Source organism: Sporichthya brevicatena, from assembly GCF_039525035.1.
Lineage (GTDB): Bacteria > Actinomycetota > Actinomycetes > Sporichthyales > Sporichthyaceae > Sporichthya > Sporichthya brevicatena.
The window spans coordinates 94,355-117,262 of the sequence record NZ_BAAAHE010000007.1 but is presented as its reverse complement, the minus strand read 5'-3'; the positions used below and the strand labels follow the sequence as shown (position 1 = coordinate 117,262).

Genomic DNA, 22,908 nt, shown 5'->3' with positions numbered 1-22,908 from the left:
TCAGGCGAAGAACATCGCCGAGGCGTTGAGTGAGAGGAACCTCTCGAGCTTCGCCGCGTCCCGGAACGGCAGCCGCACCGCCTCGGCCAGACATCGTTCGTGAGTGAGCAACGGGTAGTCACTTGCCCACATGATCCGGTCGGCCCCCCGGGTGTTCGCGTACTGCAGGATCGCCGCCGGGATGTGCTTCGGGGCGATCGCCGAACTCATCCAGGACACGTTCGGCCACTTCACCATCAGCTTCACGCAGACGTCGACCCACGGCTCGCCGCCGTGCGCGAGCACGATCTTCAGGTCGGGGAAGAACGCACAGACGTCGTCGACCGGCAGCGGGTCCTGGTATTTGCTCGGGACGTGCGGTCCGGGGAACCCGACGTTGACACTGACCGGCACGCCGAGCTCGACGCACTTCGCGTAGATCGGGTAGTACGCCGGGTCGTTGTAGTACAGCTGGGTCTGGAGCCCGAGCAGCCGGATCAGCCGGTGCCCCTCCCCGGTGACCAACTCCTCGACGAGACGGACCGCCGCCATCCCCTCCCGAGGGTCGACGACGTGCGAGAGTGCGAACCGCTCGGGGTACCGGTCCCGCGCCCTGACGCACCACTCGCGGTCCCCGTCGCCGGCGTAACCCGAGCAGAGGACGCCCTTCGCGACCCCGGCCGCGTCCATCTCGTCGATCAACTGCTCGAGGGTGGTCCCGCGCTCCATGCGCGCGGCCAGGTCGGGGAACAACGCGGTGGCGGCGTTGGTCAGGGCGCCCAGATTCGGGTTGATCCACGCGTCGACCACCCCGGAGGGCAGCGGGAGGGGTTCCGATGTCGTCATGGTCCCCCGAGGCTAACCGTCTCCGCCGGACCCAATCAACGCGTGCGTGGGATTTTTCAACGCGAGAGTTGACAGCGCGGTTCCGCCGGGAGCATCGTGGACGTCAACCACCCCCATCCCGCCGCGGCCATCGGAGGTCCGACATGAAGTTCCACCTCATCCAGCCGGGCATGATCGGGCGTCAGCACGAGATCAAGCAGGGCATGGCGGGCCAGAAAAAGGTCCTGTACCAGCGCTACCTCGAAGAGATCCGCGGCTACGTGAAGCTGGCCGACGAGCTCGGCTACGCGAGCTACGGCCACAACGAGCACCACCTCCAGCTGGAGGGGTTCGAGGTCACCAACCACCCGGGCATGTTCAGCCTCTTCGTCGGCATGCACGCCCAGCGCATGCGCGTGTCGACGCTCGGCTACGTGCTCACCACGCACAACCCGGTCCGCGCGGCCGAGGAGATCGCAACGCTGGACCACATGCTCGGCGGTCGGCTCAACGTCGGCTTCACCCGCGGCTACCAGTCCCGCTGGGTCGGCTCCTACGCCTCGGTCCGCGGCGCGAACGCGACCACCCCGCAGGACGCCAAGGCGCGCGGCGAGGTCGACACGATGAACCGCGAGATCTTCGAAGAGTGCGTCGGCATCGTGAAGAAGGCCTGGCTCAACTCGATCTTCTCGCACAAGGGCAAGTACTGGCAGTTCCCGCCGGAGACCGGCCTCACGGGGCACCCCGCCTACGAGAAGTACGGCGCCGGCATGGGCGAGGACGGCATGGTGCACGAGATCGGCATCGCGCCGCGCTGCTACCAGGACCCGCACCCGCCGCTGTACGGCGCGTTCGCGCACTCGATGCGCACGATCGACATGTGGGCCCGCGAGGGCGGCAAGCCGATCGTGATGGCGAACCAGATGGAGTTCTGCGAGGCCCTCTGGACGCGGTACATGAACACCGCCGCCGCCGCGGGCCGCGACGTCCAGCGCGAGGACGCGGCCGCCTGGGGCGGTGTGCTGATGCTCGGCAGCGACAAGAAGAAGCTTGAGCACAAGAAGGCCGAGCACGACTGGTACTGGCACGAGTTCTTCCTCCCCTTCGGCCAGGGCTACGCCAACTGCCTGATCGGCGACGCCGACGAGGTGTCGCGTCAGATCGAGGACGCCCACAAGCGCCTGGGCTTCAGCGAGATGTGGCTCCAGTTCGGCCAGGGTCACCTGGACCCCGAGGAGAACGAGGAAGAGCTGTACGAGTTCATGGAGAAGGTCGCGCCGCGCTTCTCCACCAAGGCGCCCGACGGCACCTGGGTCTGACCGCCGCCCCACCCGGACAACCTCGACGGAGAGGAATGTCATGACGACTTCGAAGTGCCCGGTCTCCTCCCTGGTGGAGAACTTCGACTTCTCCGACCCGCGGGTCCGGGCCGACCCTCAGGCGGTGTGGGCCGAACTGCGCAAGGGCCCACCCACCTGGTCGGACAATCACGGCGGGCACTGGGTCGTCAGCCGTTACGCCGATGTGGTCCAGGTCGTCGAGAGCCCCGAGCTCTACACCTCGACGCAGGGCACGCCGTTCCCGCCGACCGGGTTCCCGTACCCGCTCCCCCCGAGCGAGGCTGACCCGCCGGAGCACGCGAAGTATCGCCGCATGGCGGCCCCGTTCTTCACCTCGCGCGCGCTGTCACGACTGGAGACCTCGATCCGGGCGGTCACCCGCGAGCGGCTGCGGTCTTTCGTCGAGACCGGCAGGGCCGACCTGGCGAAGGACCTCGCCGTTCACGTCCCCGCCAACGTCATCGCCGAGATGATGGGCTTCCCGCAGTCGGACGCCGGCTGGTTCGTCGAGATCACCGACCGGATGCTCTACACGGCCGAGCGGCCGGAATTGGCGGACGAGAACGCCGCCATCGGTGGCGAGCTCGTCGGCTACCTGATGAAGCACCTGCAGGCCCGCAAGACCGAGCCGCAGGACGATCTGCTGACCGACCTGGTCCAGTCCACGATGGACGGCCGGCCGCTCACGCCCGAGGAGGAGCTGGGCCTGGCCTTCTTCTTCCTCATCGCCGGGCACGAGACCACCGTCGGCGGCGTGACGTACCTGCTCTACCGTCTCGGCCTCAACCCCGACCAGCGCGACGCCCTGATCGCCGACCGCACGCTGCTGCGTGGCGCGATCGAGGAGGGCCTGCGCATCGACTCGCCCGTCCTCCACCTCTCCCGCGTGGCGACGCAGGACACCGAGCTCGGCGGCGCCCAGATTCACGCGGGCGACCGCGTCGTGGTCATCTACGCGTCCGCGAACCTCGACGACGCCGCGTTCACCGACCCGGACACGTTCGACATCCGCCGTGAGCGCAACCGCCACGTCGCGTTCAGCACGGGCATCCACAAGTGCCAGGGCGCCGGCCTCGCGCGGCTCGAGATGAGCATCGTCGTCGACGAGGTCCTGGGCGCGATCCCGGACTACGTCGTCGACACCGACGGCGTGACGTTCCGCAACGTCCAGGGCGTGCGCTCGGTCGCGACGCTGCCCGTGACCTTCACCCCCGGCAAGGCAGCTGACATCCCGTAAGACCTTCAAGGAGCTCGATGTCCGTCGAACAGTGCCCTTATGCCCGAGTGACCCGGCTGGCGGACGTCACGAAGCTCCTGCGGTCCAAGTCCGCGTTGGCGAACGAGCCCGAGCTGTTCGCCAACGTGGCCGAGGACCCGGTCAACGGTGAGATCAACGTGCGCGAGTTCCTCGCCGCGTCGTTCATCTTCTCCGAGGGCGAATCACACCGGCAGCGCCGCAAGCTGCTGAACCCGCTCGTCCGGACCGACGCACTGGCCGGCATCCGGGAGGACATCATCCTTCCCGAGGCGGACCGGTTGCTGGCGTCGATGCGACCGGACGCCGGCGGAACCGTGTCCCTCGACCTCGTCGAGTTCCTCGAACGCGTCTTCATCCACTTCACCGCCGGGTTGATCGGCCTGACCGACCTGACCGACGAGCGCATCGCATTGTTCCGGTCCCTGGCGGGCCCGATCGCGGCGGGTACGAGTTCGGCCTATCTCGCCGATCGCACCGCGATCAACGCCCAAGCCCTCGCCGCCAAGGCGCGCTACCGGGACGAGATCCTGCTGCCGTCCCTGACCTGGCACCGCGAGATGCGCCGTCGGATCGACGCCGGCGAGGTCCACGACGACGAGGTACCGAACAGCTTCCTCAAGATGGCCGCCGCGGGCCTCGACCCCTGTTGGGACGACGACGACAACGTCGTCGTCGAGTCGTCCATGCTGTTCGCCGCCTCCGTCGGGACGAGCACGCAGTCGGTGGTGCACACGGTCGATCTGCTCCACACGTGGTTCGCGGCGCACCCGGAGGACCAGGCGGAGGCCACCGACCCCACGTTCCTGCTCAACGCGCTCTGCGAGACGATCCGGCTGCGCGCCCCGTTCTCCCCGTACAACACGCGCCGCGCGTTGGAGGACCACGTCCTCTCCGACGGCACCGAGATCTGCGCCGGCCAGGAGCTGCACGTCGAGCTGATGGCGGCCAACCGCGATCCCGACGCCTTCGGCGCCCCCCACGACTTCAACCCCCGCCGGCCGTCGCCCGAGGGGAGCCTCGCGCGGTACGGCGTCGGCTTCGGCATGGGGACGCACCAGTGCTACGGCCTGCGGGTTGTCGTCGGCAACGACGGCAAGGGCGGCGCGCACGTCGAGCTGCTCCGCAAACTGATGTCGGCGGGTGTCCGGCCCGACCCGGACAACCCGCCGACATCGCTCATCAAGGACATGAGCAAGTTCGCCATCGCGGACATCCCGCGATATCTCACCTACCCGGTGACGCTCTCCGTCTGAGGAGCCGTCACCGGAGCGCCGGCGGCGGGCTTCGGCGCCAGCGGCGTGAAGCCCTCCGCCGGGAACAGGCGCATCGCCGCATACATCGCACCGATCTCCAGCGCGATGGTCCCGAGCGTCGCCGCGTAGACCAGGCCCTGCGAGGGGTCGGCGGAGTGGATGACGGTCCACGTCAGGCAGGGCAGGAAGATCAGACCCACCGTCATGGCGAAGCCGGGGAGCAGGAACGCCGGGATCAGTTGATCACCCGTCGGCAGGGAACGCCGGATCCGTGCCGCGCCGGCGCCGACCCACAGCACGATCGTGAGGTTCATCAGCGGGATCCACATGGGGTAGTCCGCCAACTTGAACGCACCGGGGCCGTAGTAGGTGTACTGCTCCATCACGTGCATGAAGAACAGCTCGCCACCGGCGAGGTACAGGTAGAGCGGACCGGCCAGGACGATCGCGATCTTGCGCCGCGTCCAGCCCTGCTCGATCAGCCACCACAGGGTGAGGCCGATGCCGCCGTAGTAGACCGCGTAGGAGAAGAAGACCCAGATCGGCATTGAGTTCTCGTACGAGCTGTAGATCGACTTCTGCTCGGCCTCGTAGTACCAGAGGTTGGCCACGACGTCGGGCAGCGGTTCGAGGAAGGCACAGAAGGTCGCGCCGAGGGCGATGGCGAGGGGGACCCAGGTCCCGTGCCGACGCTGCAGCGCGAAGACGCCGGCGTACAGACCCACGAAACTGACGCCGATGACGACCATCATGATGGCCGCCGCGGTCGTGTTCGTGGGCGTCTCGTAGATCTCTTGCGGTGGGACCGGGAAAGCCTGCATCAGGGCGTCCTGTTCCGGGAGACGTCACGTCCTGACGAACGTACTCCCGCCCCGACGGAGCCGTCAACGCAAGCGTTGGAATTGTCAACGCGCGTGTTGTAACCTCAGGTCATGCGCAGTTTGACGGGTCTGACCGCCGTCGTCACGGGCGGCAACGGCGGCCTCGGGCTCGGCCTCGCGGTGGGCATCGCCAAGGCCGGCGGGAACGTCGCGATCTGGGCCCGCAACGCCGAGCGCAACGCCGCCGCCGTCGAGGAGATCTCCCGTCACGGCGGCAAGGCGATCGCCATCGCCGGCGACGTCAGCGACGAGGCCGACATCGAGGCCGCGATGAAGCAGACCGTCGCCGAGCTCGGTCCGCTCGGGTGCTTCGTCGCCAACGCCGGCATCCACGCTGCCACTCCCCTGATCGACACCTCGCTCGACGAGTGGCGCCGGGTCCTGGCCGTGAACCTCGACGGCGGATTTCTCTGCACGCGCGAGGCCGCGCGCCAGTTCGTGAGCCAGGGTCAGGGCGGCTCGATCATCGTCGTCTCCTCGACGATCGTGCGATACGGCGCCGCCGGCAACGCCGCCTACGCGGCGTCGAAGTGCGGGCTCGCGGGGCTGGGACGCACCCTCGCCGTCGAACTCGCGCGCCACCGCGTGCGCTGCAACATCCTCATCCCGGGCTGGACCCGCACCGGGATGAACGTCGACCTGCAGGCCAACGAGGCCTTCATGAAGGCCACGACGTCGCGGACCCCGGTACGCCGCTGGGCGGATCCCGAGGAGTTCCACGAGGTGGCCGCCTTCCTCGCCGACCCGAAGCTCACGTTCCACACCGGCAACGAGGTCTTCGTCGACGGCGGTTACACGATCTTCTGAGAGGACTGGAATGAACGCCCCAGCGACGACCGTGACCGAGCGCAACCCCACCCGCGAGGGCGGGATCACCCGGACCCTCAGCGAGCACCTGGTCGGTCTGCAGTTCTCCGACATCCCGGCCGACGCGATCGAGTCCCTGAAGATCTTCACCCTCGAGTGCGTCGGGCACATGGTGCACGCGCTCCCCCAGCCGGTGAGCCGGCTCCTGGTGAACTACGCGCGCGAGCTCGGTGCGGCGCCGCAGTCGGTGGTCGTCGGGTCGGGGTTCCGCACGTCAGCCGCGGAAGCCGCGTACGTCAACGCCTCCCTCGCGCACGCCGACGAGCTCGAGTCCTACGGCGCGCTGCCCGGGACCTGCCTGATCCCGCCGATCGCGACGGCGCTGGCGGTCGGTGAGCTGGAGGGCAGCTCAGGACGCGACTTCCTCACCGCGGTCATCGCCGGCGTCGAGATGCAGGGCCGCCTCGGCGTGGCCGGCATCGGCGCCTGCGACCGCGGGTTCATGGGCATCTCGCTCGTGGGTCCGGGTGGCGCGGGCGTCACCGCGGGTCGCCTGCTCGGCCTGACGACGGAACAGATGCAGCACTGCCTGGGCGTCGCGCTGCCGCTCGGCAACGGCAGCACCCGCGGTTGCGGGACCATGGCGCACGTGCACGAGGCGGGCGTGCCCGCGCGTACCGGCGTCTTCGCCGCGCAGGTCGCCCGCCAGGGCTTCACCGGCTGCGCGGACTTCCTCGACGGCGACTACTCGTGGGGCGAGCAGTACGCCGCGGGTGGCAACCGCCCGTACGACCCGGACGCGCTGACCGCCGACCTCGACGGCGAGCTCTTCTTCGTTCAGGCACGCATCGCGCCGAAGCGGTACGGCTCCTGCGGTCTCACGCACCAGAGCATCCACGGCACGATCGAGATCCTGCGCGAGCACGACCTCTCCCCCGACGACATCGAGTCGATCGACGTCCTCGTGCCGACGTTCGCCGACCGCATCGCGCCCTACCGCGACCCGCAGAACGGCGAGCAGGCGAAGTTCAGTATTCGCCAGGGCGTGGCCGGTCTCCTGGTCGGCGGCATCCCGGAGCTCCCGTACACGGACGCGTTCTACGACTCCTCGGCCCAGGACCCGCGGTACGTCGCGGCGCGGGAGCGCGTCACGATCACCGTCGACAACACCGCGAACGTCCGTGGCTTCGCCGACCAGACCCTGACGGTGCGGCTGCGCGACGGCCGGACGCTGACCAAGGTCGTACCGAACCTGCAGTCCACCCAGCCGGCGCTGGTGGACCGGATCACCATGGCCCGGCGCACCCTGGCCCCGCTGGGCGCCGAGGCGACCGACCGCATCGTCGACCTGGTGCTGAACCTGGAGCAGCACTCGGTGCGCGACCTCAGCGCCGCGCTGCTCGGTCCCACCCGTTAGACCGGGCGCGGGGCGCCAGTCAGTGGCCGGCGCCCACGTACCGCTCGGCGAGCTCCTCGGCGTCGATCTCGGCGGGCTGGCCGGCGAAAGCGACCGAGCCGCGGTTGAGCAGGAAGACGAAGTCCGCCGCCGCAAGAGCGCGGGTCACGTACTGTTCGACCAGCAGCAGTGACGCCCCCTCACGGGCGAGCATCTCCAGGAACGCGAAGATCTCGTCGACGACCTTCGGCGCGAGGCCCATCGAGACCTCGTCGAGCAGGATGAACCGCGGCTTCTGGATGTAGGCGCGGGCGAGCGCGAGCATCTGCTGCTCACCGCCGGACATCGTCCCGGCCGTCTGCGCCATCCGCTCACCGAGGCGCGGGAACGCCGTGACCGCGCGGTTGAGCGCCTCGGACTGGTCGCCCTTGACGGCCTGCAGCAGCAGGTTGTCCCGCACCGAGAGCGAGCGGAACACCCCGCGGCCCTCGGGGACGTGGCAGACGCCCTTCTCGACCAGCTTGTGCGGAGCCGCGCCGGTGACGTCCTCACCGTCGATGAGCAGCTGTCCGCTCGTCGGTTTGAGCAGCCCGGTCGCGACGCGGAGCAGCGTGGTCTTGCCGGCCCCGTTCGGCCCGAGCAGGGCGACGACGCTGGAGGCGGGGATCTTCAGGTTCACCCCGCGCAGCACCTGCGTGCCGGAGTACCCCGCGGAGATGTTGCGCAGCTCGAACATCGGCCAGTCCTTACTTCCGGTGCAGGGGACTCAGTGCAGGGTGACCAGGTCGTCGTCGGCGGAGGCGAGGCCCTCGGCCTCGCTGCCCAGATACGCGGCGCGGACCACGGGCGAGGCCGCGACCTCCGCGGGCGTGCCCTCGAAGATCGGCTTGCCGAAGTCGAGGACGTGGATGTAGTTGCACGTCGACATGACCAGGGCCATGTCGTGCTCGACGATGAGGATCCCGACGTTCCGCTCGGCGACCACGTCCCGCAGGATCTTGCCGAACGCCTCGGTCTCCTTGCCGTCCAGACCGGACGAGGGCTCGTCGAGCAGCATGATCGGGAACTCGCCCGCGATGCAGCGGGCAAGCTCGACCAGCCGACGCTGACCGGTACTCAGATCGGCCGGACGGCGGCCGGCGAGGTGCCCGATGCCGCACATCTCCAGCGAGCTCTCGGTCAGCTTGCGCAGGCGGTTCGTCTGGCTCGCGGTGGCGCGGATGTGCTTGAGCGGGTTCTTCCCCGCCATTGCGGCCTCACGGCCGAGCTTGACGTTCTCCCGCACCGTCAGGGTGTCGAAGAGCTCCATGCGCTGGAACGTACGGCCCAGGCCCTTACGGGCGCGCGCCTGCGGCGGCGCCTGCGTGACGTCCTCACCGAACAGGTAGACCTTGCCCTCGCTCGGCCGGACCAGACCCGTGCACGCGTTGAACGTCGTGGTCTTGCCCGCACCGTTCGGCCCGATCAGGCCGGTGATCCGGCCCCGCGGCGCCTGCAGCGTCTGCCCGTCCACCGCGACCAGCCCACCGAAGCGGACGACGACACCCTCGACGGCGAGGCCGTCGACGGGCGGGCCCTCGTTCGAGCGGGCGTTCACGACGCGCCGTCGAAGTTGATCATCGCCCGGAGCACCTCGCCCTTCGCGGTGGCGTCGAGGGCCTCGTTGACCTGGTCGAGGGAGTAGCGCCGGCTGATCATGCCCGCGAGGTCGAGCTTGCCCTCCTCGGCGAGCTTGACGTAGCGCGGGAAGTCGCGCGACGGGATCGCCGAGCCGCTGAAGCTGGCCACGATGTGCTTGGCGCCGTAGATGAAGCCCAGTCCGTGGATCGAGATGAACTCCGTCGGGCTCATCGCGCCGATGACGACCGCGGTGCCGTTCGGTCGGGTCAGTTCGACAGTCTGCGCCACCGTCTCGGGCCGGCCGACGACCTCGAAGGCGTAGTCCGCACCGCGCCCGCCCGTGAGCTCACGCACCGCCTCGATCGGGTCCACGCCGGTGGGGTCGACCGAGTCCGTCGCCCCCCGAGCGGCGGCGGCCTCACGCTTGAGCGGATTCGGGTCGACCGCGATGATCCGTTCCGCACCCGCGATCCGGGCGCCCTGGATCACCGACAGACCCACACCGCCGCAGCCGACGACCGCGACCGTGGAACCGGCCTGGACGTCGGCGGTCACCAGCGCCGCGCCCACACCGGTCGTGACGCCGCACCCGATCAGCGCCAGCTGCTCCATCGGCAGGTCGGTCTGCACCGGCACGAGCACGCTCTCGTTGACCGTCATGAACTCGGCCATCGTGCCCAGACCACCGACCGCGGTCACCGCGTCACCGTTGGGCCGCGCCCCGTGCGGCGCCATCTGACCAGCAATCAGGTTCGAGCACACGAAAGGCTGCTCGTGCTGGCAGAACCAGCACTCACCGCACGTCGTCACGAACGAGGCGATCACCCGGTCACCGACCTTGACCCGGCTCACGGCCGAGCCGACGGCCTCGACGGTGCCCGCACCCTCGTGACCGAGGATCACCGGCGGCGGGAAGCCCAGCGTGCCGTCCACGAACGACAGGTCCGAGTGGCACACCCCCGAGGCGCCCAGGCGGACCACCACGTCGTTCGGGCCCGGGTCGAGCGGGGTCACGTCCTCGATCGAGACCGGCTCGTTGACGCCGACGAAAACTGCAGCCTTCATGCGGTGAGGGTCCTTCCGGGTGTGCCCAGGAGCTCGGTGGGGGTCAGTCGGCGACGACGTAACGTTCGGAGGCCTGGCGCAGGATGAACATCGCGCCCTCCATCGGCGGGAACGTCGTCGGGTCGTAGGAGCGCCGGTGCACCTTGGCGATGCGCGGTCCGGCGTAACGCAGCAGACCGAGCAGCGACCGCACCTGGCGGTAGCGGCTGCGCAGCTTGCCCTGCACCCGCCCGGTGGCGAGGTCGTACTTGATCATGCGGTTCGAGTTCTTCAGCACGTACGCGAAGATGTGGATCAGGGCGTACCAGAGGCCGTAGAGCCGGTACCAGTGGTCGTCGTAGAGCAACTTGTAGGTCCCGTTGACCACGGCGCGGTGCTCGTACTCCTCGGCGACGTGCCAGAGCCAGAGGAAGGTCGTCGGCTCGTCCCACTGCTGCATGAGGTGGGGTGAGCGGTCGAAGAAGAACCCGGACAGCGCCGGCCCGAGGGTCTCGAAGCCCTCCGAGTAGGCCAGGCAGAACTTCGGGCCCTTCTTCTCGAGAAATCGCTGGTAATCCGCTTTCAGCTTCTTCTCGGCCTCGGCGAGGTCATATCCGGCCCGGTAGAGAACCTTGTTGAATTGCGCATGCATTCGGTAATGCCGCGCTTCCTGCGAGTTGAACAGGTCGATGTCGGCGAGCAGCGCCTGCTCGGCGGCGGGCACGCGGGTCTTGGCCTCGCGCATGACCTTGATCAGGAACGGTTCGAGCTCCGGGGCGAGCGACGAGAACGCGTTGAACACGTGACTGAACTCAGGACCCGTGGGGTTCCAATGGATCTTGGCGTCACTGAAGTCGATGGTCACCTTGCGGACCTTCAACTGCATGTCGGACACGACGCCGGGCCTCCTCGCACACCTTCGTGGGCCTCGAGCGTAGTCGACACGCACGTTGAATACAACACCCGTGTTGACTGGGTCTACGTGCGCGCACTACTTTTCCCGGACCCCGAAAACAATCGATTCCGAGGTGCGCTGTGCGTTTCGAAATGCGGGACCCCGAGGTAGCCCAAGAGCCTGGCCCCTACTACGCCACGCTACGCGAGGGCTGCCCCGTCGCGCGCGTGGACGACTTCGGCGGGTTCTACATCCTCAGCACCTACGCCGACGTCAGCGCGGCGGCCCGGAATCCCGAGGTCTTCAGCTCCGCGGACGGCATCACCATCCCCAAGCTCCCCATCCCACCCCAGATCTGCCTGGAGCAGGACGAGCCCGAGCACGGCCGCTACCGGCGCCCGATGCAGCAGTGGCTCTCCCCCGGCCGGATGGCGAAGCTGGAGGAGTCGGTCCGCAAGATCGTCGACACCCTGATCGACGGGTTCGTCGACGCCGGCGAGGGCGACCTCGCCGCCGAGCTCGCCGAACCGGTGCCGCCACTGGTCATGGCCCTGCTGATGGGCCTGCCCGACTCGGACTGGCACACCTTCCGCGACCAGATGAGCCGCCTCGTCGGCTACGCCGCGGCGGAGGACCCCGCCGCGGCCCAGGCGGCGTCGCAGGAGTTCGTCGGCTACCTCGCCGGCCAGCTCACCGACCGGGCACAGAACCCGCGCGACGACATGATGACCGACATCGCGACGCTCCAGATCGACGGTGAGCCGCTCAGCTTCGAGGACCAGGTCTCGATGGCCTTCCTGCTGCTGGGCGCCGGCCACGAGACCACCGTCGGCGCGATCGGCGGGCTCCTGTACTACCTCGCCCGTGACCCCGCCCTGCAGGAGCAGCTGCGGGCCAACCCTGCGCTGATCCCCGGCGCCGCCGAGGAGGCGGTGCGCCTGGTCGCGCCGCTGCCGGGAATGGGCCGCACGGTCCGCGAGGACATCACGGTTCGCGACACCACGCTTCCGGAGGGCTCGACGGTCATGCTGCTCTACGGCAGCGCCAACCGCGACCCGGAGGAGTTCGACGACCCGGAGGAGTTCAAACTCGGTCGCGACAGCAACCGGCACGTCGGCTTCGGCCAGGGCATCCACCGGTGCGTCGGCGCACCCCTGGCCCGGCTCGAGCTCAAGGTGGTGCTCGAGCAGGTCGTCGAGCGTCTGCCCGGCCTGGAACTGACCGCTCCCGACGCCGCGGTGGCCCGGTACGGAACCAGCCGGAGCTACCGATCGCTGAACTGTCGATGGACCACGCCGCAGTCCAGCTGAGCTGACCGAGAGCCCGGAGCCCGCCGCATGCAGATGTTCCCCCTGCCACCCGAGGAGATCCTCAACCAGCCGGTCAACGAGACCGGACAGACGGTCATGAACATCGCGATCGCGGTGGCCGTCGTTGCCGTCTACGCCTCCGCGTTCCGGCTCTCGCGGAAGTACCGGACGCCCGTCCCGCTGATCGTCGCCCTCGGCTCGACCTTCTGTGCACTCATCGAGCCGATGCCGGACACGCTCGCCAACCTCTGGTACTACGCACCGGGGCAGGACACGTTCTACACCGCGTTCGAGAACCCCTTCCCGGTCTGGACGTTCTTCAGCTACACCGCGTTCTACGGCGGGATGGGTCTGACGTTCTGGCGCCTGGTCGAGTCCGGCTGGTCACGCCGGCGCCTGGTCCCGGTGTGCGCGGGGGCGGCGGTCTACCTGCTCGCCGCCGAGCTCTTCATGATCAACGTCATGGAGGTCTACACGTACTACGGCCCGGCCGCCTTCATGGTCGGCGACTTCCCGACGTGGATCCCGCTGCTCAACACCTTCATCGTGCTCACGATCGGCGTGGGCGCGGCCCGTATCCGGCGGTCGCTGCCGACGCGGGAGCAGTTCGTGCCGGCGTTCTTCCTGCCGGCCGTCGCGATGGTCCTCGGCCTCGTCATGATCCCGCTCGTGCTGTGGACCTACATCCACAGCGCCGACCCGGACCAGGGTGTCGTCTACGCGATCACGATCCTCACCATGGGTATCGCGATCGCGATGATGCACACGACGATGCGCCTGATGCCGGCCGAGGGGTTCGCCCCGATCGGTTCGACGCCGTCGGCGACGCCACCTCGCGAGCGTGTGTCGGCTCCCTGACCCCGCGCCGGGCCCGCACTTGTCCACATGCCCGCGATCGAGACATCCCTTGCCCGGGCAATCGGGGTAGCGTCCCGCGCGAGGGGGTCACACAATGACGAACATGACCGGAGACGAGTACCACGAGCTGGAAGCGCGCGTCAGCGCGCTGGAGGCTCAGGTGGTCTCGTTGCGTGCCCGGAACGCCGATGTTCGGGGCGAGTTCGCCCGTGTCCACGACGAGATCGCCGGCGTGCAGTCACAGCTCGCGCAGTTGAGTGCGTCGGTCGACGAGATCCGCGAGGAGCTGCGTGATCACGCGGCCGTGCTGATCGCGCAGTCGGCACGGCTGGACAGCTGCTTCGAGCAACTCCAGGAGCTCCGATCCGCGCTCGCGATGCTCGCCTTCACGTCCAACGACCACACCGCGACGCTCGACCAACACACCGCCACGCTCGACCAACACACCGCGACCCTGGACCGCCACACCGCCACGCTCGACCAACACACCGCGACCCTGGACCGCCACACCGCCACGCTCGACCAACACACCGCGACCCTGGACCAGCACACCGGGATGTTGCAGGAGATCCTGCGGCGTCTGCCCGCGGCTTAGATGACGCCGTCCTCCGCGAGCCGCGCGATCTCGGACGACGACATGCCGAGCAGTTCGCCCAGCACCCACTCGTTGTCCTCGCCGTAACCCGGGGCGCCGCGGTCGATCGGCCCGCCGATGTGGGCCGGTGTCTCCGACAGGCGGACCGGGAACTCGGCGAGCGGCCAGGTGCCGATCTTCGTCCCGGTCACCTCGGTCAGCCAGTTCAGGTGCGCCAACTGCGGGTCGGTGTCGCACCGGTCCCCGGCGGTCTGGCAGACACCCGCCGGGATGCCGAGCGACTGGAGCCGCTCCATCGCCGCGTAGGGCTCGCGGGTCGAGGTCCACGCCGTGATCTGGTGGTCGAGATCGGGCGACGCGAGACGCTGAGCCAGCGTCAGATCCTTGGGCAGACCGAGCTCAGCCGCGAGAGCGCGCCACTGCTCCTCGGTCTGGCAGGCGATCGCGAGCCAGCGGTCGGTGCCGGCGCAACGGTAGATCCCGTGCGGGGCGACGTCACCGGTGACGGACGCGTTGCCGGTCCGGACCCAAGGTCGGCCGGTGACCGAGTGCTGCAGCACGGCGCCACCGGCGACGTAGAGACCGGACTCCGTCTGCGACGCGTCGATCCACTGCCCCCGGCCGGTGCGGTCGCGGTAGTGCAGCGCGGCGAGCATGGCTGTCGCGAAGCTGTAGGCGCCGATCCAGTCGAGGTAGGAGTAGCCCCAACCCGCCGGCATGGCCGGCTCGGGCAGGCCCGACATCTCCGAGACACCGGAGAGCGCGGCCGCCACCGGGCCGACCGCGCGCAGGCGGCCGTAACTGCCGTCGGTGCCCATCCCGGACTGCTGCGCGTAGATGATGTCCGGCTTGATCTCGCGGAGGATCTCGTAACCCAGGCCCCAGCGCTCGAGCACGCCCGGCGAGAAGCCCTCGGCCACGATGTCGGAGATCGCGATCAGCTTCCGCGCGATCGCCAGCCCCTCCGGGTGACGGACGTTCAGCGAGAGCCCGCGCTTGCCCGGGTTCTTGTTGTTGAACTGGCCACCCATGTCGGGATCGGTGACTCCGGGCAGCGGCGCGGTCGCGGCGTCGCGCGCCGCCCGGCCGCCGACCGGCGCCATGGCCGCGATGCGGGTGTCCGGGTTCGCCTTCCACTCGACCTTGATGCACTCGGCCCCGAGGGCGGTCAGGAACCGCGTCCCGCCGGCGGAGGCGAGGAACCAGGAGAAGTCGAAGATTCGCACACCCGCGAGCGGGAACGGCTTGCCGTGCACGGAGAGCTCGTGACGCCCGAAGACCCGGACGTCGGCGCGAGCACGGGTTCGGACGCCCGTCGTCCGGGTCGCAAGTTCGGCGACGATCGTCCGGGTGTCCTCGCCCAGCAGCGGGGCGCGGCGACCGACGGTCCAGGCCGGCTCGGTCGAGAGCCACTTGCTGACGGCGTAGGTGTGGCTGCGGCCCTGCTCGGGGTGCTCGACCTCCGCGAAGGAACCGCGGGCGCGCCAGTGCTCGTCGGTGGCGTTCTCGTGCGGCTTCCGCAGCGGCGAGCAGACGACGCCCGCGTCCTGCGCCTCGAGCCAGGGGAAGTCCTCGTAGGTGTACTTGCGCACGAAGCGCGCGACGAGATCCATCACCCGCGCCGACCGGTCGCTGACCGCGGAGCTGCCGGGGATGTTGCGTCCGGTCTCGGTGCTCGTGTCGTCGCCGAGGTCGGTCGGCATGCCCTTGGCGGCGAGGAAGTCGAGGATCTGCTTCTCGTTCTTCGCACCCATCGCCATGGTGACGATCCAGCGGCCGTCCTTGGTCTGCGCGATGGTCGGGACGTTCGACACCTTCTCCGCCGCGTGCCGGCAGGTCTGCCGGTTCAGCGGCGCACGGCGCATGACCCAGTTCATGAGGTCGAGCTCGGTGCTCTTCGCGACGGCCTCGTGCACCGCGAGCGAGAGTTCCTGCCCGGCGCCGGTGCGCTGCGCGTGGACCAGCGCCGCGAGGACACCGATGACGAGCTGCTCGCCGGCGATGACGTAGGACTGCCAAGCCGCGGGTGCGATCGGCGGAAGGTCGTAGAAGCCGTCGGGCCGCGGGTCGTAGCCGCAGTTCATGACCGGGCCGCCGAGGGCCAGGTGCACGAGGTCCGACCCGACGAAACCCGCCCATGGACCGTCGTCGCCGAACGGCGTCATGCGAGCGACGATCAGGTCGGGGAATCGCGCGCGCAGGGCGTCGACGTCAAGTTCCGCCGCGAAGGGGGCCGCGTCGCGACCCGCCAGCAGCAGGACGTCAGCCGTGCCGACCAGATCCTGAAGGATCGTCAGATCCCCGTCGGGGTCGAGCACGATTGACCGCTTGCCCCGGTTGTGCTGCCAGAAGAACAGCGAGGTGTCGGGCGACGGTTCACCGGCGAACGGGCCGATCCGGCGCGTGACGCTGCCGTCCGGCGGTTCGACCTTGACGACGTCGGCCCCGAGGCCGGCCAGCAGGAGCCCGGCGTGAGCGGCGAGCTCGTCGGCGATCTCGACGACCCGAACGCCGTCGAGAATGCCCGGAGTGGGATCGGGAATCGCCGGTCACCGCCTAACGCGCGCAGAAATACGAATTCGGCGTGTCAGTCAACACTGGTGTTGAGTGTAGCCCGGATTACCGGGTCACGCCAGGCGGACGGCCGCCGCCGGCGCCGGCAGACCCGCCGTGGGGGCCGGCATCGCGAACACCGATCCGCCCGCCGCGTCGGGATACTCCTCGTTCACCCCGGTCAGCACGAAGAGCGTCCGCAGGTCCGGGCCACCGAGGCAGACCGAGGTCACCAGCCGCGCCGGCACCTCGATCTCGGCGATCACGGCGCCGACCGGGTCGTAGGCGACGACCAGCGCGCCGCCGGCCAACGCGACGAACAGGGTGCCGTCCGCCGCGAGCGCGATCCCGTCGGGCACACCGGGGTACGCCTCGGTGGAGACGAAGTCGGTCCGCTCACCGCTCGGCAGCGCGTACCGCCAGATGACCTTCCGCGGGCTGTCGACGTGGAACAACGCCGTGCCCGTCGGGTCCGCGGCCAGGCCGTTGGTGATGCGCACGTCCTCGGCGAGCACATCGACCGCACCGTCGGTCTGGACCCGGTAGAGGCGGCCGAGCCCGTTCTCGTGGTCCTTCGGCACCGACCCGATGTAGAGGCGGCCGGCCGGGTCCGCCGTGAGGTCGTTGAAGAACTGCTCGTCCGCCGCGGTCTCCAGCAGCACGACGCCGGTCCCGTCCGCCCGCTTGTGCGTCACGTTGCGACCGCTGACGACCAGGCCGCCGTCCGCGTGCGGCACCAGACCGCCGATGCCCTTGCGGTGCTCGACCAACGGGGTCGGCGCGTCGTCCCGCAGCGCGTACACGCCACCGCCGAGCATGTCCGAGAACACGAGGCCGTGCGCCGGCAGCCACCGGGCGGCCTCGAGCAGAACGAATCCCGAGGCGAGTCGGGTCAGGGTGGTCGTCACAGTCCGGCCTCCGCAGCGGCTTTGGTCAACATTTCCCGGTGCTCCGGGGCGGCGACGGCGACGATCCGTCGCGCCCGTTCGCTCGCGCTCACTCCGCGCAGGTCGGCGACGCCGTACTCCGTCACCACCACGTCGACGTCGGCGCCGGCCGCCGTCACACGTGCCACCTTCGGCACCAGCCGCGACCGGCCCCGCGACGCGGTGGCCGGCAGCGCGACGATCGCGCGCCCACCCGGCGAACCCACGGCGGCACGGAGGAAGTCCACCGCTCCCCCGACCGCGCCGACGTACCGATTGCCGGCCACCTCGGAGTTGACCTGTCCGAACAGGTCGACCTCGAGAGCGGAGTTCACGCAGACGAAGTTGCTGATCGAACCGACGACGCCGGGGTCGTGCGTGTACGAGACCGAGCGCAGGTCCAGCCGCGACTCGCCGGCCGCGAGGGCGACACCCCGCGCCGAACCCAGGATCGACCCCGCAACGGTGCGGCCCTCGTCGATCTCCTTGAAGCGGTTCGTGACGACCCCGTCCCGCATCAACGCCAGGCCGGTGTCACCGATCATCCCGGAGTGAATCGACAGGTCGCGGCGGTCGGCGACCGCCAGCAGCACCGCCTCCGCGAGTTTGCCGATGCCGACCTGGACGCAGCTGCGGTCCCGGACGAACCCGGCGACGTGGCGGGCGATCTCTTGCTCCAGGGCTGACGGAGCCTCAGCTCGGTACTCCGGCAACGGGCGCGAGACCTTCATCGTCGCCGCGAAGGTGTCGATGTGCAGGCGTGTGTCGCCCGCGACGACCGGGATCGAGTCGTTGATCTCGGCGATCACGACGCGCGCCGAGTGCACGGCCGGCCAGAGGTAGTCCGAGACCACTCCGAGGCTGCAGAACCCCTCGGCGTCGGGCGGGCTGACGGCGACGAGCACGACGTCGGCCTTCAGCGGGCCGGCGGCGAACAACCGCGGCAGCGCCGACATGTGCGTCGGGATGAGGTCCAACCGTCCGTCCGCGATCAGTCCCGAGAACGGGGGCATGCCGACGAACGAGCACAGTCCGAATCCCGGCGGAGCCTCGGGAAAGACGTTGGTCAGGCTCATCCCGGCGAACATCCGTACGCCCGGCACGTCTCCGACGGCGGTGAAGACCTCGGCGATCAGCGCGGTCGGCTCGCCCAGCGTCTGACCCGCGACGACGAGATCGCCGGGCCGAATGAGGTCCCGAAGGATGGCGGAATCCATTTCCCGCGAGAGTCCCAGTTTTCGCCGCAGGCTGTCAACACATGTGCTGATTCGGCTACCCTGGGGCAGTGTTCCCCGTCCCCGGCGTCACGACTCCGGAGGTGCTGGCCGCCGTCGCCGCGGCGCACCCCGACCGCGAGTTCGTCGTGGCCGAGGACGGCCGGGCGACCTACGGCGAGGTCGCGGTCCGCGCCGCGGCGTTGGCCGCCCGGCTTCGTGCCGCCGGCGTGCAACCGAGCGATCGGGTCGGCCTCTGCCTGCCGAACGGCCTGCGCTGGGTCGTCGGCCTGCTGGGCGCGCACGCCGCCGGAGCCTGCGCCCTGCCCCTGAACACCTGGTACAAGCCCGCCGAGCTCGACGCGGTGCTGGCGCGCGCGACGCCGCGCGTGGTTCTGACCCCGGAGAACTACGACTCCTTCGGCGGCCCCGATGGAGATGTCATCTCCACCGCATGCACTGGAGATGACATCTCCAGTGCATGCGAGACGTTGCGGTCGGCGCCGGCCGGCGAGACCGACCTCGCCCTGCTGCTGTTCACCAGCGGATCGTCGGCCGAGCCGAAGGCCGTGCCGCTCACGCAGGGTGGCATGGTCCGCACCGCCCGGGCCGTCGGGGAGCGCCAGGGCGTCCGCGACGGCGACCGGTTCTGGTTCGCCCTTCCGCTGTTCTTCGTCTTCGGCTGCTCGAACGCCCTGCCCAACGCGCTGGTCCACGGCGCGACGCTGTGCGTGCAGGAGCGGTTCGAACCGGCCGCGGCGCTGGAGTTCATCGAGCGCGAGCGGTGCACGGTCTACTACGGCGTCGCCCCGGTGACCCGTGCCCTGGCGGCCCACCCCGACCTCGCGCACCGGGACGTCTCGACGCTGCGCACCGGCACGGCCAACGCGACCCCCGAGGACCTGCGTATCGCGATCGAAAAGCTGGGCGTCACCGACGTCTGTAACGCGTACGGCCTGACGGAGGGTCACGGTCACTCGACGATCACGTCGTACTCCGACCCGCCCGAGATCCGGATGACCACGCAGGGGACGCCGCTGCCGACGCAGGAGGTGCGGATCGTCGGCGACGACGGCACGCCCGCGCCGGCCGGGACGACTGGGCACATCCAGATCCGCGGCACGATCACTCCCGGGTACCTCGACGCCCCCGAGCAGAACACGGCCGCCTTCGGCCCGGACGGCTGGTTCCGCACCGGCGACCTCGGCTGGTTCGACGACGCGGGCCGACTGCACTACGTCGGCCGCAGCTACGAGATGATCAAGTCCAAGGGCATCAACATCTCCCCGGCCGAGGTCGAGGCATTGCTGGTCCAGCACGCCGAGGTCGACCAGGCCTTCGTCTTCGGCGTCGAGACCGAGACGGGCGACCAGGACGTCGGCGCCGTTCTCGTCAGCACCACCGACGAGCACGACCGCCTCGCCAAGGAGGTCGTCGACTGGGCCCGCGAGCGGATCTCCACCTACAAGGTCCCCCGCCGCACCTGGGTCCTGACGGCGGATCAGCTCCCGCTGACCCCGACCGGCAAGGTGTCCAAGCGCCTCCTGCGGGACCAGGTGCTCACAGCGGGTACGTGACGCCCGTCAGTTCCTCGGAGACGGTCCAGAGTCGCTCCTGAAGAGTCTCGTCCTTCGACTGCGCGCTCGATCCGACGACCTTGGGGAGACCGCGCATCTCGCCGAAGCCGCCGGGGCCGTAGTACTCCCCGCCCTGGGCGGCCGGGTCGGTGGCGGCCCGCAGCGACGGAAGAGCGCCGCGCAGGGCGGACTGCGCCGCGACGGGGCCGAGGGCCTTCACCAAGAACTGGGCAGGCTTCGGCATGTGGCGGGCGAGGTCGGTCTGCGCGCCGCCGGGGTGGGAGGCCAGGGCGCGGGTGGGGACGCCGGCCGCGACCAGCCGCCGGTCGAGTGCGAAGGTGAACATCAGGTTGGCGAGCTTCGACTGCCCGTAGGCGCCGACCTTGTGGTACTTGCGCTCCCACTGCAGGTCGTCGAAGTTGATCTTCGCCCGGAGCCGGTGCCCGATGCTGCTGACCGTCACCACGCGCGAGCCCGGCGTCGCGGTCAGCGGCGGCAGCAGCAGGCCGGTCAACGCGAAGTGCCCCAGGTGGTTGGTGCCGAACTGCATCTCGAAGCCGTCGGCGGTCCTGGCGTACGGCGTGTACATGACGCCGGCGTTGTTGATCAGCAGGTCGATCCGCGGGTACGCGGCGGCGAGCTCCGCCGCCGCCGCACGGACCGACGCGAGCGACGCGAGGTCCAGTTCCTGCACCGTCACGTCGGCGCCGGGCACCGCCGCGGCTATCCGGTCCGCCGCCTGCTTCCCCTTGTCGAGACTGCGGACCGCGAGCACGACGCTCGCACCCCGCTGCGCGAGCACCCGCGCGGTCTCGAAGCCCAGGCCCGTGTTGGCGCCGGTGACGACTGCGACCCGTCCGGTCTGGTCCGGCACGTCGGCCTCGGACCACCTGTTCGTTCCCACGAACACGGACGCTACTGCGTCGGGGCCACCCGCACCACGAGACCGTCGACGGCGTCGGACATCGGCAACTGGCAGGACAGCCGGCTCCCGGGCTCCCGGGGGGCCTTGACGAAGCCGAGGGCCTCGTCCTCCTCGTCGCTGACCGGCGGGAGCGCGTCCACCGGACCGTCGACGACGTAGACGTGACAGGTGGAGCAGATCATGTCGCCGCCGCAGATCGCCTCGATCTCGGAGACCCCGGCCGCGGTGGCCGCCTCCATGACCGAGTCCCCCGCGGGGACGTCGAGAACCTCCTCGACGCCGCTCGGGCGCTGAACGGTGAGCTTGGGCATTCAGGCCTCGGGGGTCAGCAGGACGGGGTACGCCGTGTACCGCGGGATGTCCTCGACGGAGAACTTGTTCATGTCCTTCTTCAACGACGTCGGCGGGTTCTCCGGGTCGGGTCGGATACCGGCGGCCATCAGCTTGCGCAGCAGTTCGACGTGCGCGCCGCCCTTGCCGTCGTTGCCGACGACGACACGCAGGCCGTAGCACTGGTGCGTGCCCATGCCGAAGCCGAGGCCGTAGCGGTTGACGCCGTTCTTCGGCTCCGGACGCCGCGGGTTGAAGCGGTTCGCGTCCTCACCGAACACCTCGGTGTCGCGGTTGGCCCGCACCCACTCGATGTGGAGCTCCTGGCCGGCGTGGATCTTCGTGCCGTCGGACAGTTCGTTGTCGGTCAGCGCGAGCCGCGTCGTGTAGGGCGAGAACGGCGCGCGCATGCGGATGACCTCGCACAGCGCGTTGAGCAGGAACGTGGAGTCGGTGGCGTCCGCGAGGTCCTCGGGGTGCTCGGCGAACCAGCCCTGCAGCAGGTCGAGGGTGTGCACGATCGACTGCGTGCTGGTGCCGACCGACGCGGCGAAGAGCAGGCCGGACTCGACGACGACGTCCTCGTCCTTCTCCCAGTCGGGGTGCAGCCCGGCCGCGACCATCTTCAGCAGGCTGTTCGGGATGTCGTCCTCGGAGATCTCGCCCGCGTCGATGCGCTTGCGCTGTTCGCGGTGCCACTCCAGCGACGGGTGGACGAACTCGGCGGCGTAGCGGCTCTTGGCCTCCAGCGCCATCTTGTTCACGGCCGTCCGGTCCGCAAGGTACGCCGAGCTCATGCCCGCGGCGATCGGCCCGGCGAAGCTGCGCATGAGCTCGATCCGCTCGTTGCGCTCCATGTCCGTCAGGCCGATCAGACGTGCGGTGAAGTGGAGGAAGACCCGCTCGAGGAAGTCGACGAGGTCCATGCGGACGAGCCCGTCGGCGTCGGCCGTGCGGCGCCGCTCCTCCAGCAGCCGGTCGGCCTCGGGAAGGATGATCTCCTCCCGGATGCCCGACAGAGCGTCCACCCGGACGAGCGGGTTGAGCAGCTTGCGCCGGCTGCGGTGCGAGTCGCCCTCGTTGAACATGAACGAGGCGCCGAGGAACTCCCGGACGTTGATCTCGCCGTTGACCGGGTCCGCCTTCACACCGGCGAACAACTCGGGCTTGTGCGCGACCGCGCCCTTGGTCCGCATCAGCTTCGAGACGTCGGGCAGCTGGTTGACGGTGGCGAACGGGCACCCACAGGAGCCGCCGGCCCCGTCGATCAACTCGTGCTCGACCGGAGCGGCGGGTCGGGTCTCTGACGCTGTCTCAGTCAT

General features: G+C 69.6%; 21 protein-coding genes. 9 read left to right on the top strand and 12 right to left on the bottom strand.

The features are described 5' to 3' along the window. Complete coding sequence (locus ABD401_RS03660) at positions 1 to 825, bottom strand: amidohydrolase family protein (RefSeq protein ID WP_344601703.1); 825 nt, start codon at positions 823 to 825, stop codon at positions 1 to 3. Between the two features lie 143 nt (positions 826 to 968). Between ABD401_RS03660 and ABD401_RS03655 the strand changes: the two genes are divergently transcribed. From ABD401_RS03655 to ABD401_RS03645, 3 genes are read left to right on the top strand one after another with little or no spacing between them, the layout of a single operon-like run. After that, entirely contained in the window at positions 969 to 2,123 is a 1,155-nt protein-coding gene (locus ABD401_RS03655) for an LLM class flavin-dependent oxidoreductase (RefSeq protein ID WP_344601701.1), read from the top strand. A gap of 40 nt (positions 2,124 to 2,163) precedes the next feature. After that, complete coding sequence (locus ABD401_RS03650; RefSeq protein WP_344601699.1) at positions 2,164 to 3,381, top strand: cytochrome P450; 1,218 nt, start codon at positions 2,164 to 2,166, stop codon at positions 3,379 to 3,381. Between the two features lie 17 nt (positions 3,382 to 3,398). Beyond that, positions 3,399 to 4,655, top strand: coding sequence for a cytochrome P450 (locus tag ABD401_RS03645; protein WP_344601697.1), 1,257 nt, complete (start codon positions 3,399 to 3,401; stop codon positions 4,653 to 4,655). Here the strand turns inward: ABD401_RS03645 and ABD401_RS03640 are convergent. After that, positions 4,631 to 5,476: a hypothetical protein gene (locus ABD401_RS03640; protein ID WP_344601695.1), complete on the bottom strand. Its 846-nt coding sequence runs from the start codon at positions 5,474 to 5,476 to the stop codon at positions 4,631 to 4,633. The genes ABD401_RS03645 and ABD401_RS03640 overlap by 25 nt on opposite strands. Positions 5,477 to 5,587: 111 nt before the next feature. Here ABD401_RS03640 and ABD401_RS03635 point away from each other — a divergent pair, with 111 nt between their 5' ends. Both ABD401_RS03635 and ABD401_RS03630 read left to right on the top strand, forming a co-directional pair. Then, positions 5,588 to 6,343, top strand: coding sequence for an SDR family NAD(P)-dependent oxidoreductase (locus ABD401_RS03635; protein ID WP_344601693.1), 756 nt, complete (start codon positions 5,588 to 5,590; stop codon positions 6,341 to 6,343). A gap of 10 nt (positions 6,344 to 6,353) precedes the next feature. After that, positions 6,354 to 7,760 (top strand): MmgE/PrpD family protein, encoded by a 1,407-nt coding sequence (locus ABD401_RS03630; protein ID WP_344601691.1) that lies wholly within the window; start codon positions 6,354 to 6,356, stop codon positions 7,758 to 7,760. 19 nt (positions 7,761 to 7,779) lie between these two features. Here ABD401_RS03630 and ABD401_RS03625 read toward each other — a convergent pair whose 3' ends face one another. Genes ABD401_RS03625 through ABD401_RS03610 form a run of 4 tightly spaced genes read right to left on the bottom strand, consistent with a single transcriptional unit; the run spans position 7,780 to position 11,289 of the window. Beyond that, positions 7,780 to 8,475 carry an ABC transporter ATP-binding protein gene (locus ABD401_RS03625; protein WP_344601688.1) on the bottom strand — a complete coding sequence of 232 codons (696 nt, stop codon included), beginning with the start codon at positions 8,473 to 8,475 and terminating at the stop codon, positions 7,780 to 7,782. A gap of 30 nt (positions 8,476 to 8,505) precedes the next feature. Then, positions 8,506 to 9,336 (bottom strand): ABC transporter ATP-binding protein, encoded by an 831-nt coding sequence (locus ABD401_RS03620; protein ID WP_344601686.1) that lies wholly within the window; start codon positions 9,334 to 9,336, stop codon positions 8,506 to 8,508. Then, positions 9,333 to 10,424 (bottom strand): Zn-dependent alcohol dehydrogenase, encoded by a 1,092-nt coding sequence (locus ABD401_RS03615; protein WP_344601684.1) that lies wholly within the window; start codon positions 10,422 to 10,424, stop codon positions 9,333 to 9,335. The genes ABD401_RS03620 and ABD401_RS03615 overlap by 4 nt, the downstream gene beginning before the upstream one ends. 43 nt (positions 10,425 to 10,467) lie before the next feature. Further along, complete coding sequence (locus tag ABD401_RS03610; RefSeq protein ID WP_344602309.1) at positions 10,468 to 11,289, bottom strand: metal-dependent hydrolase; 822 nt, start codon at positions 11,287 to 11,289, stop codon at positions 10,468 to 10,470. Between the two features lie 236 nt (positions 11,290 to 11,525). Here ABD401_RS03610 and ABD401_RS03605 point away from each other — a divergent pair, with 236 nt between their 5' ends. From ABD401_RS03605 to ABD401_RS03595, 3 genes are all read left to right on the top strand, one after another. Further along, positions 11,526 to 12,608 (top strand): cytochrome P450, encoded by a 1,083-nt coding sequence (locus tag ABD401_RS03605; RefSeq protein WP_344601682.1) that lies wholly within the window; start codon positions 11,526 to 11,528, stop codon positions 12,606 to 12,608. 27 nt (positions 12,609 to 12,635) lie between these two features. After that, the gene (locus ABD401_RS03600) at positions 12,636 to 13,466 is read left to right on the top strand and encodes a hypothetical protein (RefSeq protein WP_344601680.1); all 831 of its coding nucleotides are present in this window, start codon (positions 12,636 to 12,638) and stop codon (positions 13,464 to 13,466) included. 103 nt (positions 13,467 to 13,569) lie between these two features. Next, positions 13,570 to 14,061: a hypothetical protein gene (locus ABD401_RS03595; protein WP_344601678.1), complete on the top strand. Its 492-nt coding sequence runs from the start codon at positions 13,570 to 13,572 to the stop codon at positions 14,059 to 14,061. Here ABD401_RS03595 and ABD401_RS03590 read toward each other — a convergent pair. The 3 genes from ABD401_RS03590 to ABD401_RS03580 form a co-directional block, all read right to left on the bottom strand. Then, the gene (locus ABD401_RS03590) at positions 14,058 to 16,583 is read right to left on the bottom strand and encodes a CaiB/BaiF CoA-transferase family protein (protein ID WP_344602307.1); all 2,526 of its coding nucleotides are present in this window, start codon (positions 16,581 to 16,583) and stop codon (positions 14,058 to 14,060) included. The genes ABD401_RS03595 and ABD401_RS03590 overlap by 4 nt on opposite strands. Positions 16,584 to 16,688: 105 nt before the next feature. Next, positions 16,689 to 17,522 (bottom strand): SMP-30/gluconolactonase/LRE family protein, encoded by an 834-nt coding sequence (locus tag ABD401_RS03585; RefSeq protein WP_344601676.1) that lies wholly within the window; start codon positions 17,520 to 17,522, stop codon positions 16,689 to 16,691. Then, positions 17,519 to 18,757 (bottom strand): acetyl-CoA hydrolase/transferase family protein, encoded by a 1,239-nt coding sequence (locus ABD401_RS03580; RefSeq protein ID WP_344601674.1) that lies wholly within the window; start codon positions 18,755 to 18,757, stop codon positions 17,519 to 17,521. Before ABD401_RS03580 ends, ABD401_RS03585 begins: the two co-directional genes overlap by 4 nt. A gap of 68 nt (positions 18,758 to 18,825) precedes the next feature. Between ABD401_RS03580 and ABD401_RS03575 the strand changes: the two genes are divergently transcribed. Then, positions 18,826 to 20,331 (top strand): class I adenylate-forming enzyme family protein, encoded by a 1,506-nt coding sequence (locus ABD401_RS03575; RefSeq protein ID WP_344601672.1) that lies wholly within the window; start codon positions 18,826 to 18,828, stop codon positions 20,329 to 20,331. On the opposite strand, the gene ABD401_RS03570 is transcribed toward ABD401_RS03575, so the two are convergent. From ABD401_RS03570 to ABD401_RS03560, 3 genes are read right to left on the bottom strand one after another with little or no spacing between them, the layout of a single operon-like run. Beyond that, the gene (locus ABD401_RS03570) at positions 20,315 to 21,235 is read right to left on the bottom strand and encodes an SDR family NAD(P)-dependent oxidoreductase (RefSeq protein ID WP_344601670.1); all 921 of its coding nucleotides are present in this window, start codon (positions 21,233 to 21,235) and stop codon (positions 20,315 to 20,317) included. The genes ABD401_RS03575 and ABD401_RS03570 overlap by 17 nt on opposite strands. 11 nt (positions 21,236 to 21,246) lie before the next feature. Then, positions 21,247 to 21,567 carry a 2Fe-2S iron-sulfur cluster-binding protein gene (locus ABD401_RS03565; RefSeq protein WP_344601668.1) on the bottom strand — a complete coding sequence of 107 codons (321 nt, stop codon included), beginning with the start codon at positions 21,565 to 21,567 and terminating at the stop codon, positions 21,247 to 21,249. Then, a complete protein-coding gene (locus ABD401_RS03560; protein ID WP_344601666.1) occupies positions 21,568 to 22,908 on the bottom strand; it encodes a cytochrome P450 in 1,341 nt (446 codons plus the stop codon).